Here is a 12,259-nt window from a genome sequence, read left to right on the forward strand (position 1 = left end):
TTAAACGCTTTCCTGCACGGTGGCTGACGGTCTTTTAAACGCAGCAACAAACCACACAATATTCGTGATCAGCAAGCCTAAGCAAGAAATCATTACACCTATGATGGAAGCTAAGTTTCCTGAGAAATCTTCCAGTCCAAATAAAAACAGAGCCGGCATTAGTAATAGAGTACTAGCAGCGATTAAAAGGCCAATGCTGCAAAAAGCAGCCATCACAAATTTTAAGAAACGCATTCCTAGCAGATAAAATGCTAAAGGCAACAGATATAAAAATAGAACCATGCCAAGAGATAACAACAGCCCAGTTGAGCCGAATGTATTAACGTTGGGGCCTGAATCTGCTAGAGGAGAAAGCGAACCAAGAACCAAAATGAAGCAGAAAAATAGGGCGGAAAGCAAAGTGGTGACTATCACACTATTTTTTGCTGTAGAATTACGCACTGTTTTTAACCTCCTTTCCAATAAACAAGTATATGGATTAATTTTACAATATAAAAGTTTGATAATCACCAGTTTTTTACAAAAACGTTCGATAGGCTGGATAATAATGAAGAGAAGCCGGGTTAAGATAATACACGTGTACATATTTTTTGTGTGGACCTGGATAGTGGGTTTCATGCCAGTATTGCGTCAGTATTGTTTGAATAGGGTGCGAATGAGGGGCTTCACCGTAATGTCCGTAGTAGAGGCCGCTGCCTGAATAAGGAGAATACATAAAATCACCTGCCTGCTTAAATGAATGTGTTACACGGTATGTTTTTATACGGATTAACGTTCTTCTAGAGTGTAAAAAGGGCACAAATAGGTCATTGGCTATATGAATGCTCCCTTACAGTAAAAAAGACCTCTAAAAGCAAGAGGTCATAACCTAGGCATCTGTATGTTCTTCACTGAGGTTCCTTTGAAAATCCAAAAAACGAGTTCCTTGAAACGTCAGCATTCCTTCATCACCTTCTGCAAGCTTGCCGTATTCGCTGCCTGAAACAGTAAATTCAGAGCGGTCGGTGCTTTCAAACTGGAAGGTTACATAGTAAGTTGTAGACGTATGAGAGTGGTGATGTTCGTGAGCGTGACTGTTGTGGTGTTGGACGTTTGTCCTTTTGCCCGTAATTTTTGCTTTTACGGATAGACGGGGAGACTGCTCATTTTTGCTCCATGTGCTAATTCCTTTAAAAATAGAAAATAAGAAAATACCAATAACAATAACAAAAAATAGCATAACAAACGCAGGTATTCCGTTAAATAACGCATCGTCTGGAAAAAAAGCGCCTCCGCTTAGGTCAGCATCACCTTCAAAAACAATGTCATTTCCGGACGGGTCATCTTCAAATATCATTTCATCTTCAAACATTCGTATTCCCCCTTACTATAAATACGGTTCCTGAATGGAAAAAGTTTCATCTTTATAGTAGTCTTATGATAGGATAGCTAGTTACTATTCATACATATGAGTGAACAAGGAAAAGGAGAGATACACATGGGGAAATATAAGGTTGTTATGTCTGGAAAAACGTGGCCAAACGCTTACGAAAAGCTAGCGGAGCACTGCGATATTCAAATGTGGGAAGGAGAAGGGAAGATTCCACAAGAAACGCTGCGCGACTGGCTTCGTGATGCGGACGGCTTTTTTAATATCGGTCACATCACAGTAGATGAAGAGCTGTTAGAAGCAGCACCGAACCTGCGCGTTATTTCTCAATCAGGCGTCGGGTATGACAGTGTAGATGTCAAAGCGTGTACCCAAAAAGGCGTGCCATTTAGTAATACGCCAGGTGTGCTAGTAGAAGCAACGGCAGACTTAACGTTTGGTCTATTGCTGTCAGCAGCTCGCCGCATTCATGAAGGCTATGAAAAAGTGAAACAAGGAAACTGGGAAACGGTATTTGGCGTTGATTTATTTGGAAAAACGCTTGGTATTGTTGGAATGGGCGATATCGGAAGCGCCGTTGCCAGACGAGCAAAGGCATCGGGTATGAACATCATTTACCACAACCGAAGCCGCAAGCATGAAGCCGAAAAAGAGCTTGATGCCGTGTACCTTTCGTTTGAAGAGCTTCTTCACACAGCTGACTGTATCGTATGCTTAGTGCCGCTTTCAAATGAAAGCAAAGGCATGTTTGGAGAAGCAGAATTTAAAGCAATGAAAAATAGTGCGTATTTTGTAAACGCAGCGCGCGGAGGATTAGTGGATACGGAAGCACTGTACGAAGCGCTGAAAAATGAAGAAATTGCGTATGCCGCACTGGACGTAACAGACCCAGAGCCGCTTCCGGCAGATCACAAGCTGCTGCAGCTTTCAAACGTGTTAGTAACACCTCATATTGGAAGTGCTACGTACGAGACGCGCAATCGCATGGCGGATTTAGCCGTACAGAACTTGCTGTTAGGCCTTGAGAAAAAGCCTTTAGTGACGTGTGTGAATGAAGAAGTGAACTACAAGTAAGGAGAGATTTTTTGTTAAAAGCATTACAGCTTATTCTTTCAATTATTACTGTTGGACTGGCTCTTTATATCATGCTCACTCACAGCTACCAGTTCCTTTCATTTTTAAATATACTGCTCGGGTTTACCATGCTAGTTTTAGGAGCAATCGAGTGGCAAAAAAGAAAGAAAAGCAGCGCGTGGCTGCTGTTTTTCGTTGCGCTGTTCAGCTGGTTTGTCGGTATTTACCGCATGACCATTTAAAAACGCTTGGCATATGCCAAGCGTTTTTTTAATGTGCTTCCAGCTGTGTTTCGAACACTTTTTCAATAACCGAAGCTACGCCGTTTTCATCGTTCGTTAATGTAACATCATCAGCTAGCGCTTTAATTTCTGCGTGCGCATTTGCCATAGCAATTCCTTTTCCAGCCGTTTGGAGCATCGATACGTCGTTAAAGCTGTCTCCAATGGCAATGGTATCGTGAAGAGAACCGCCAAGCTCTTTTACAACGTATGTTAATGCGTTTCCTTTTGACGCGTCTTTGTGTTCGAGTTCAAAGTTATGATCAGCGGAAGAGACAAGCGTCATGTCGTGCTGCTTGCTAAAGTGATCCCAGCCTTTTTTTCGTTTTTTATCATCAAATGAAAAAGCTAATACGTTATAAAGCTCAGCGTTTGTATTTAAAATATCTTCATACGATGCAACAAAGGCAAATCCCGTTTGGCTGTACTGCTTAGCCGCAGCGTGATGAAGTCTTTCTTCGTCCACATTTTTATTGGCGCTTTTTACTCTGTCAATTTCAATGGCAAGCAGCTCACGGCCTGAGTTTGGTGTATAAATCGCATGCTCTGCAAACACTTCATAATAAAATTCGTTTGCATCCAGCCACTGAAGCGCTTCTTTTACGTGATGTGCATCAATTGGAACAGAATGTCTGAGCTGTCCGTTCGGGTCATGAATAGTCGCTCCGTTTGCGGCAATCACCCAAAGGTTGGAAAGCTCAGCTTTTTTTAAAATTTCCTGCACGTCGAAATAAGCGCGCCCTGTAGCAACCACGACTTCAACTCCGTGCTTTTGCGCTTTTTTAATTGCTTCTGCATTAATTGTACTAATTTCACTGCTGCTATTTAAAAGAGTTCCATCTAAATCTGTAAAAATCATCTTCATAAACTATCTCTCCCTTTGGTTATTATTACTTGTTTTTGCGTGTTTTATCTTGTTTATCCTACAATAAACGAAAAAACACTGATAATCAAGCGTTTTTACATTGTTTTTACAAAAGAAACAAGTATAATAAAGTAAAAAGCAGAAAGAAAACAGGTGAACAAGCAATGTTAAAACAAGAAAGACGCAAACAAATTATGAATTTGCTTGAAAAAGAAGGGCGAATTGTAGCTACGACGCTTAGCCAAACGCTGAATGTTTCAGAAGATACAATCCGCAGAGATCTGCGGGAAATGGACGCGCTTGGTCTGCTGCAGCGCGTACACGGAGGAGCACTGCCTCGTTCAACGTCCGCGGTTGATTACAAAGAGCGAAAACGTGAATTGATGGCTGTTAAGCATTCACTTGCCGTTGCGGCGCTTCCGTTAATTAAAGACGGGCAGGTGCTCTTGATGGACGGAAGTACAACAAATATTCAGCTCGTCAAAGCTTTTCCAAAGAATTTAAACGTTACGGTTATTACAAACAGTCCGTTAATTACCGTTGCACTAGCGGAACATGACTTTGTAGAAGTGGTTTCTCTTGGAGGAACGTTTCGAAAAGAATCGATGGTCACAGTAGGACAAAGCGTGGTTGATACGTTAAAACAAATTCGAGCGGATCTTTGTTTTTTAGGCGTATACGCAATCGATCCTAAAATCGGCATGAGCATTCCTTTGCTTGAAGAAATGCACATTAAAAGCCAAATGATTAAAAGTGCGAGTGAAGTAGCAGCTATTGTAACAGCAAAAAAACTCAATACGTCTTCAACGTACACGTTCAGCTCAGCAAACTCACTAGATTGGCTCATTACAGAAGAACATGTGAACGAAACCGTGTTAAATGCTTACCGCGAAATCGGCATTGAAGTAATAACAAATAAATAGTAGTGTTGGCAAGGAAATATATGGTAATGTAGAGTAAAAAGGAGCTTGAGCGATGAGCGAACAAATAGATGTTACGCAGGAATTAGCGAAGCTTCAGCAAAGAGTCGAACACCTAGAGGAAAGAGTGGAAAAAGCAGAGTCCAGGCAAGGACCTTTATGGTTCTTATGGGAAGCTATATGATCGATTTTAATTGGACTATTTATTGTAGGTCCTATGGCGGCAATTATTTTTGGCTTTTTAGCGGCACTAGCGGGAAAGTGAAAAAGGTTGAGACCTAACTAAATCAATATAATCTCAAGACGAACAAATTGGATAAATGATCTAGTATGTTCGCTTGTTACACCGCTGTTGATTTCCGTTCAAGACTTCGCTTTCCGCGGGCGGCTGGTGAGCCTCCTCGTCGCTTTCGCTCCTGCGGGGTCTCACCTAGTCCGCTTTTCCCGCAGGAGTCTTCGTCTTGCCCTCCAATCACCAGCTAGAAGCTGCTACATATATGAATGTTCACTATAATAATAATAAAAATCCGAACAAGTTTGATTCTCAATCACGAATCAAACTCGTTCGGATTTTCCTTTGACTAAAATACCTTTGTCCTAGCCTCGTTTTATTATTTTTTTTCTGAATGAGAACGAAACTTCGTGCTGACAAAAATGATAATGGCTAATAGAATCACAATTGGCAGCCAAATAATTTCAAATTTATAAGCTGGCTCTGCAAGTGCGGCGATAGCAGCGCCAAAGCAGTAAAATACAAGAGACAACGCGCGAAGAATGGCATCAGTTGTAAACGTTTTGCGGTAGCGAGGGCTGCGCAAACGTGCCGTTACGTCTTCAAAGAAATTAGCAAGCGTCCCCGTTAATACGGTTGTTGAAATTCCGGCTACGCCAAGCTTTCGAGCGGCCGTTGTTTGAAGTCCCATTGCTGAGCTTAATAAGAAAATAAACAAGTAAGTTAAGTGTAAAGAAGGAGAAAACGAAGATAAAAGTACAAAAACAAGTAAAAGTAATCCTTCTAATCCAAGAGCAATCGTTACGGCTTTAGGCCAAAACGTTTTCTCTTTATTTCCAACTATAATTGCGGCGCCTATAACTCCTATACTAAATCCTCCTAGAGCTGTTAGGGAATGAAAAACAGTTGTTTCAAGAGAGTTTCCAATTGCTAACCCAAGCAGCACGATGTTTCCCGTCATATTTGCGGTAAAGATATGCCCAAGACTTAAGTAGCCAATCACATCCACAATACCTGCTGTTACGCAAAGAACGAGCAAAATAATGTTTCGATAAGTAAAATTCGTCACGGTAAGTAATCCTTTCTTTTTATACCAACTAAACAGTTTACCGTGAAGAAAAAAATCTGTCCAGAGAGTTGTCCTACAAATTTTTAAGTGTGTCCCATCCAAAAGCCACTTCAGATAGATGTTTGCCATCAATAATCACTTCAGCACGATCGATTCTTTTTCCGCCAAGCGCTTCGTAAAATTGACAGGCGCCGTTCTCTTCGAAAGCCCATGTGAGCATTGTATGTATATCTTGGTCTACCAGCTCTTGCGCTATTTTATGCAAAAGCGCTTTTCCAATTTCTTTTCGCTGATGCTCTGCGAGTAAATACATGGCATACAGTTCTCCTTTATAGAAAGGATGCTTGCTGGTTCTTTCTTTGCCATAAGAAGCAAAGCCTACGATTTGACCGTTTTCTTCTGCAACAAAAATAGAATTTGATTCCAGCTGCTTTTTCCAGATGGGCTTTCGTTTTTCAGCGTTCAACGAATTTAAGAAAGAATCCGGAACAAGTCCTTTATAAGTTGATTTCCAGCTTTCTACGTGTACATTTGCGATGCCTGCTTCATCCCCAATTCTGCCTTGACGTATCATATGACCACCTCATTTTTTTCTATATTTTAACATAATTTCAAAACGGGCATCCCCGTTTTTTCGTTTTCTTTGTATATATATAGTAGCTATTTTACATAACAAAGGAGATGATATAATGAGTAAATTATTATTAAAAGATCAGCCGTTAATTGTACTGCCGGCGCTGGCAGTCAAAGTAGGAGTGAACGGAGCCCTGTTTCTTCAGCAGCTTCACTACTGGCTTGAAAAAAGCGTAAACGTGCAGGACGGATACACATGGGTATACAACACCAATCAGCAGTGGCTGCAGCAGTTTCCGTTTTGGTCGCTTTCAACGATTCAACGCATCATTTCAAAGCTTGAAAAAGAAGGGTTAATTATAAAAGGAAAGTACAACCGCTCTAAATTTAACAACACCGTTTGGTACCGGATTGATTATAAGAAACTAGAAGAGCTTATGCCAAGCGATGAGTTTGAAGAGCTCGAAGATGTCAATTTGACAGAAGGGGAGAGTCAAATTGAAGCAGCGGAGCCGGTCACAGTAAAGGCTTCATTAACAGAGACTACAGCAGAAAATACAAATCAAATAAAAAGAGAAGAAGAGGCGCATGACGCTTATGTACAAACGTTAGAAGCCGCTTTTATTGCTAGAAGAAACCTAGGGGTGTATCCTTCAGCTAGTGATTTGAAGCATATGTATGAAGTCGCCAAAAGCGAAATACCTATAGAAGAGGCGCTAGCTGGACTGCATGAAGCATTTGATCACTACGTGCCTAAATACAGCGGCGATACCATTCGAGCATTTGCCTACATTAAACAGCATCTTTTTCATAAGCATTATGTAACATCACAGCGCACGCTAGCGAGTCAGCAGACTGAAAAACCGCTTTCCTACGCTACTAAAAAGCGCGTTGTTCGCAAGGAATTGACGCCGGATTGGCTAAAAGAAAATGAAGAGACAGACCCTTCAGCTCCTGCTTTTAGAAATGATGCTCACTTTGAAGAAGAAAAGAAAAAGCTTGCTGAAAGTCTTCGTGAGCTGGAGCAGGAATTAAAAAATAATTGAAAATACCCCTGGACTTTTATAAGATAAAAGATAGTAAACCTTTTGAATACGAAAGGTTTACTAGGTAAAAGAAAAGCGGCTCTTAAAGAAGGTGCGCCATAAACGTGATAAAATTTTTGTTTTTGCTGTTTATGCCTACAATCTTTGTTTTTTTCGGTTTGTGGCTTATCCAAAATGTGTTGGTAACATTTGTGTGCTTTTACGGCTGGATGTTTATGATTTTATATGCAAATAATAAAATTAACTTGAAGGTAGCGCTTACAAAAAAATCTCTGTATGTGGGAACTCTGAGTGGAGTTCTATGTGCCGCTGTGATAATTGGAAGCAGCCTGCTTTTTTCTGGTAAAATCTTTCATGTAGAAGATATGCAAGCGGTTTTGCAAATATGGGGATTTAGCGGATGGAAAGTGATCATTTTAGCCGTCATTTTGATTTTTATTAATCCTTATTTGGAAGAAATGTATTGGCGCGTATATATACAGAATAAAGTGAAGAAGCATCTGCCCTTACCCGCTTCAATCATTGTTACATCAAGCTTTTATACGCTTTATCACCTGTTTATTATTCTGCCTGTTTTTTCGTTTCCTTTTAATTGGATCTCGGCTGCAGGCGTTTTTTTAGCAGGTATAACGTGGGCGTGTATAAGGGAGCGATATGGGGCCGAAGCGGCAATTATTAGTCATGCGTTAGCGGACGCGGCGATTATGATTGTATACGGATTATATGTAAGATAGTGGTATTATGTCAAAAAAACATGAATCGCTATTCATTTATAACTTGTTTTCATGGTATAATAACAATAATAGTAAAATTTTATCAACACATTTGAATTGAAATAATGTATACTTGTAATACAAAGATTGAAGCGTTTACATAAATCGGAATACACACAGTTATACTGGAGCCGATGAACACTATAAAAAAAGAGAGAGATAATTACTTGGAGGAGGAATAGAAGTATGTTTGTACCTATTGAGCGTAAAAAAGTATCTAGTCAAGTGCTTGATCAATTAAAAAAGATGATTAAAGAGAAAACGTTCCCACCAGAGTCTCGTTTACCGTCGGAACATGAACTGTCAAAAATGTTTGGAGTGAGCCGCGCACCAATTCGTGAAGCGCTAAGCGTTCTTTCTGCCAGCGGATTAATTGAATCAAGACAAGGCGGAGGAAGCTACGTAAAGCGTGTAAACTTAGTGGGTATGCTTGATCCAATGACATTTGAAATGGTTGAAGCAGATCAGGTTCTTGAATTAATTGAAATGCGTATTATCATTGAGTCGCAGGCAGCAAGCTTAGCCGCGCTGCGCCGTACAGATGAAGAACTGATTGAAATTAAAGAATCGTTAGAAGCATTTAAAAAGACGGTTCACAACAGTGAAGAAATTGGACATGAAGCGGACTATCGCTTTCACCATGATATCGTGAAAGCAGCTCATAATTCATTCCTTCTTCATGCCGTAGAAGATTTAGGCCATTTGTATCGAAAAGCGCTTGCTTATTCGTTAAATAAAAGCCAAAAAGAAAATCGCAAGCAAACCGATGCCGACCATGAGCGTATTTTTGAAGCGATTAAAAATGGAGACCCAGAAGAAGCAGCAGAAGCGGTTCGTGATCACTTGGAGCACGTTCGCCAAAAAGTAATGGTATCTCAATAATAAAAAACGATAGCCCTTGTGGCTATCGTTTTTTATTATTTCGTTATGTAAAGAAATAAAACATGTTAAAAACGAAAATTTACGCTTAAGCCGGTGCGAATGTGCCGGCTTTTTTGTGTGTGAATAGAGAAAACAATTAATTATACTCTTTAACAATCAGAAAATACAGTATTGTTAATAAATTTATGGCGTGGTATTTTATTAACAAATGTTATATTTATTTACATTTTAATGTAAGTAAATATAACATTAAGAGGAAGAGGAGGGATAAGATGCTTTCATCAAGCGTGGGTTATTTGATTTTACTGATTTTTGGAGGAGGCTTTACAGTCGTCACAATCATAATGCAGCGCCGTCAAGGAAAGGAAATGACGGCTGAGCAGTTTAGTACAGCCGGAAGAAATGTAGGCGTTGGGCTGGCGAGTGCATCCATTATTGCTGCATGGACATGGGCCGCTACGTTAATGATGTCTTCTTCCACAGGTTATCAGTACGGAATTAGCGGACCGTATTGGTACGCAGCGGGAGCAAGCATTCAAATTTTGCTGTTTGCCATTGTCGCGATTAACCTGAAGAAAAAAGCACCGAACGCTCATACGTTTTTAGAATTTATTGCACAGCGCTTCGACGTGAAAAATCATCGTTTAATGCTTGGTTTTGCGCTTATGACAAATATTATTGTGACCGCCATGGTTATTTTAGGAGGAGCCATTGCTTTAAACTCTCTTACCGGGATGAATATTTTTGTTGCCGCTTTTTTAATTCCTCTTACGTTTACAATCTACACCATGATTGGCGGTTTAAAAGCCTCATTTGTTGCTGATTATTTTAACACCGTTTTTATTTTCGTTATTTTATTTATTTTTGCTGCTGCCGTCTATTATAAGTTCGGCGTAACAAGCGTGTACGAAGGATTGAAAAATCTGCCTCAGTCACAGCATATGCTTACGATGGCATCGGTGCCGGGGCTTTTGTTTGGAATGATTAATATTATCGGGAACTTTGGTACGGTCTTTGTGGATCAAGCTTACTGGCAGCGTGCCATTGCAAGTAAAAACAGCGCTGCTTCAAAAGCGTATATTTACGGCGGAATTGCTTGGTTTTCGATTCCATTTGCGGTTGCCACTTTCCTCGGCGTAAGCGCGGCTGGTCTTGGAATTGCCGTTGATTCACCAGATTCTATTGCACCGGTTATGGCGTCACACGTGCTTGGAAATCTAGGTTCTATTTTGTTTTTAACGATGCTGTTTATGGCAGTAATGTCGACAGGAGCAGCTGAATTAACGGCGATTACCAATATTATCGTAACGGACATTTACCTGCGTTCTATCAACCCGAAAGCAAGCAGTAAAAAAATCTTAAGCACGTCGCGAAAAGTGACGCTTGGCTTCGGGCTGGCGATGGGCGTGTTTTCCATTTTACTGTTTTATTTAGGAGTTAGCCTTGGGTTTGTTTATATGGCCATGGGTATTTTCGTCAGCGGAGCCGTTATTCCCGTTACGCTTGGACTGATGTGGAAAAAAGCGACGAACACAGGTGCATTCTATGGTGCGCTGTTAGGAATGATCGGAGGCGTTGTCGCATGGAACACATCTGCTTACTTGATTAACGGTCACATTAACGTAGAAGCCCTTGGCGGACTGTATCCAATGCTTATTGGAAATTCTACCGTTTTTATCATCAGCGGGGTTATATCAATTGGACACGGCTTACTTGCTAAAAAAGAATTTGACTTTGATGAACTAAAAGATAAATTTAAAAGCTTTGATGAACACGGAGACGAACCATTAAGAGAGGAAGTGGCGTATGGATCCACAACAACAGTTAAATAAAGACGCAAAGCTATGTACGCGCTGGGCGCTGGGACTTACATTCTTGTTTGTCCTCTTGTTTCCAGGCGTGATGTTTTTAACGGGCTATCAATACACGCTTTCCTTTTTTAAAGGCTGGACGTATCTTGCGTTTGGCTGGCTGATTATCGCAGGGATTTGCATTATTGTGGGGCCTGTGGTGGAGTTTGTGAGAGAGAAGAAGGATAGAGATATAGTTTAATTTGTCAAAACGATATGAATTTCAAATGTGTTAGTTATAAAAAAAATCACAAATCATATTCTAGTGAATATGGTTTGTGATTTTTTTGTAAAGATATTTAAATTTATGTTAATTTTTGGTAAACCGGACTTAATTCCATAAAATTACATTATGGTTTTAAATACATTTTCCTATTTTATTTGATTGTCTTTTGACATAAATGAAAGGAGGTTAAGTGATTGCACATCGTCTCTTTAGAAAAAGCATGTTATGCAGAACTTCGAGCAGTAGGTTCAAAAGCTTACAATCTCTCAAAAATGATTCAGCACGTTTCTCATATTCCTACAGGATTTGTTTTAACATCTCACGCATTACATTCCTTTTTAACGTTTAACCATATAGAAATAAAAGCAGAAGATAGCAGCGTCATAGAAAAGAAGATTCAAAGCGGCACGTTTCCTTTAGCTTTGCAAAAAGAAATTGTTTCTTCGTATGCCAATATTCAGGATGCTGGTGTAAAAGCCGTAGCCGTAAGGTCTTCTTCCGCACTTGAAGATTTGGAGAATGCGTCTTTTGCCGGACAGTATGAAACGATATTAAACGTAAGAAACAGCGAAGAACTTTTGACAAGTATAAAAAGATGCTGGGCTTCTTATTTTTCATCCGTGGTTCAAGCGTACGCCGAAGATAAAGAAATTTCGCTTTCTAATCCCCAGATGGGTGTCCTTGTACAAGGAATGGTTGAAGCTGATGTATCCGGTGTGATTTTTAGCGTAAACCCTATTACAGAAAGTGAAGATGAAGTGGTGATTAACGTGGCGTACGGCTTAGGAGAGGGAATCGTATCAGGTGGTGTTACGCCGGATTTATTTATTATTCATAAACAGACAAAAAATATAATGAAAGAACTAGGATTAAAAGAGTATAAGCTAGTGTCAGGTTTTGCAGGAATAACAAAAGCTGTGACAACGGATAAAGAAAAAAATGAATTTTCCATATCAGATGAAACAGCACTACAGCTGCTTCGTTTAACGAATCAAGTAGAGCAGTATTGTCAGTACGCTGTAGACATTGAATTTGCCATAAAAAATGAACATATTTATTTGCTCCAAGTAAGACCTGTTACTACATAACGAAAAGGAAA

At 40.0% G+C, this 12,259-nt stretch carries 17 protein-coding genes; 10 read left to right on the forward strand and 7 right to left on the reverse strand.

Annotation, left to right across the window (positions count from 1 at the left end):
- The 3 genes from SB717_RS25900 to SB717_RS25910 form a co-directional block, all read right to left on the reverse strand.
- On the reverse strand, window positions 1-441 hold the full coding sequence (locus SB717_RS25900) for a DUF5391 family protein (protein WP_251460594.1): 441 nt from the start codon (window positions 439-441) through the stop codon (window positions 1-3).
- A gap of 76 nt (window positions 442-517) precedes the next feature.
- Entirely contained in the window at window positions 518-715 is a 198-nt protein-coding gene (locus SB717_RS25905; RefSeq protein ID WP_098621697.1) for a hypothetical protein, read from the reverse strand.
- Between the two features lie 153 nt (window positions 716-868).
- Window positions 869-1,351 carry a DUF2500 domain-containing protein gene (locus tag SB717_RS25910; RefSeq protein WP_410905358.1) on the reverse strand — a complete coding sequence of 161 codons (483 nt, stop codon included), beginning with the start codon at window positions 1,349-1,351 and terminating at the stop codon, window positions 869-871.
- A 126-nt stretch (window positions 1,352-1,477) separates the two neighbouring features.
- Here SB717_RS25910 and SB717_RS25915 point away from each other — a divergent pair, with 126 nt between their 5' ends.
- Window positions 1,478-2,443, forward strand: coding sequence for a 2-hydroxyacid dehydrogenase (locus SB717_RS25915; protein ID WP_074679590.1), 966 nt, complete (start codon window positions 1,478-1,480; stop codon window positions 2,441-2,443).
- A gap of 11 nt (window positions 2,444-2,454) precedes the next feature.
- Window positions 2,455-2,685 carry a YczI family protein gene (locus SB717_RS25920; protein WP_410905360.1) on the forward strand — a complete coding sequence of 77 codons (231 nt, stop codon included), beginning with the start codon at window positions 2,455-2,457 and terminating at the stop codon, window positions 2,683-2,685.
- 28 nt (window positions 2,686-2,713) lie between these two features.
- Here the strand turns inward: SB717_RS25920 and SB717_RS25925 are convergent, their stop codons facing one another.
- Complete coding sequence (locus tag SB717_RS25925) at window positions 2,714-3,589, reverse strand: Cof-type HAD-IIB family hydrolase (protein ID WP_410905362.1); 876 nt, start codon at window positions 3,587-3,589, stop codon at window positions 2,714-2,716.
- Window positions 3,590-3,753: 164 nt separating this feature from the next.
- Here SB717_RS25925 and SB717_RS25930 point away from each other — a divergent pair, with 164 nt between their 5' ends.
- Both SB717_RS25930 and SB717_RS25935 read left to right on the forward strand, forming a co-directional pair.
- A complete protein-coding gene (locus SB717_RS25930) occupies window positions 3,754-4,512 on the forward strand; it encodes a DeoR/GlpR family DNA-binding transcription regulator (protein ID WP_410905364.1) in 759 nt (252 codons plus the stop codon).
- A 52-nt stretch (window positions 4,513-4,564) separates the two neighbouring features.
- A complete protein-coding gene (locus SB717_RS25935; RefSeq protein WP_410905366.1) occupies window positions 4,565-4,693 on the forward strand; it encodes a hypothetical protein in 129 nt (42 codons plus the stop codon).
- A 157-nt stretch (window positions 4,694-4,850) separates the two neighbouring features.
- Here SB717_RS25935 and SB717_RS25940 read toward each other — a convergent pair whose 3' ends face one another.
- The 3 genes from SB717_RS25940 to SB717_RS25950 form a co-directional block, all read right to left on the reverse strand.
- On the reverse strand, window positions 4,851-4,985 hold the full coding sequence (locus tag SB717_RS25940; RefSeq protein WP_312036101.1) for a hypothetical protein: 135 nt from the start codon (window positions 4,983-4,985) through the stop codon (window positions 4,851-4,853).
- A gap of 135 nt (window positions 4,986-5,120) precedes the next feature.
- Entirely contained in the window at window positions 5,121-5,810 is a 690-nt protein-coding gene (locus SB717_RS25945; RefSeq protein WP_410905368.1) for a YoaK family protein, read from the reverse strand.
- A 73-nt stretch (window positions 5,811-5,883) separates the two neighbouring features.
- Window positions 5,884-6,384, reverse strand: coding sequence for a GNAT family N-acetyltransferase (locus tag SB717_RS25950; protein ID WP_410905370.1), 501 nt, complete (start codon window positions 6,382-6,384; stop codon window positions 5,884-5,886).
- A gap of 115 nt (window positions 6,385-6,499) precedes the next feature.
- Here SB717_RS25950 and SB717_RS25955 point away from each other — a divergent pair, with 115 nt between their 5' ends.
- From SB717_RS25955 to SB717_RS25980, 6 genes are all read left to right on the forward strand, one after another.
- Window positions 6,500-7,429, forward strand: a complete 930-nt coding sequence (locus SB717_RS25955; protein ID WP_410905372.1) for a hypothetical protein — start codon at window positions 6,500-6,502, stop codon at window positions 7,427-7,429.
- Window positions 7,430-7,533: 104 nt separating this feature from the next.
- Window positions 7,534-8,163 (forward strand): CPBP family intramembrane glutamic endopeptidase, encoded by a 630-nt coding sequence (locus SB717_RS25960; protein WP_410905374.1) that lies wholly within the window; start codon window positions 7,534-7,536, stop codon window positions 8,161-8,163.
- Window positions 8,164-8,388: 225 nt separating this feature from the next.
- Window positions 8,389-9,084 carry a FadR/GntR family transcriptional regulator gene (locus SB717_RS25965; RefSeq protein WP_016765006.1) on the forward strand — a complete coding sequence of 232 codons (696 nt, stop codon included), beginning with the start codon at window positions 8,389-8,391 and terminating at the stop codon, window positions 9,082-9,084.
- Window positions 9,085-9,356: 272 nt separating this feature from the next.
- Window positions 9,357-10,916 carry a sodium:solute symporter family protein gene (locus SB717_RS25970; protein ID WP_074679604.1) on the forward strand — a complete coding sequence of 520 codons (1,560 nt, stop codon included), beginning with the start codon at window positions 9,357-9,359 and terminating at the stop codon, window positions 10,914-10,916.
- Window positions 10,891-11,136, forward strand: a complete 246-nt coding sequence (locus SB717_RS25975) for a hypothetical protein (RefSeq protein ID WP_200508548.1) — start codon at window positions 10,891-10,893, stop codon at window positions 11,134-11,136. The genes SB717_RS25970 and SB717_RS25975 overlap by 26 nt, the downstream gene beginning before the upstream one ends.
- 218 nt (window positions 11,137-11,354) lie before the next feature.
- Entirely contained in the window at window positions 11,355-12,248 is an 894-nt protein-coding gene (locus SB717_RS25980; RefSeq protein ID WP_410905376.1) for a PEP/pyruvate-binding domain-containing protein, read from the forward strand.
- The last annotated feature ends 11 nt before the right edge of the window (window positions 12,249-12,259 follow it).

The organism is Priestia sp. SIMBA_032, from assembly GCF_046535215.1.
Classification (GTDB): domain Bacteria; phylum Bacillota; class Bacilli; order Bacillales; family Bacillaceae_H; genus Priestia; species Priestia aryabhattai.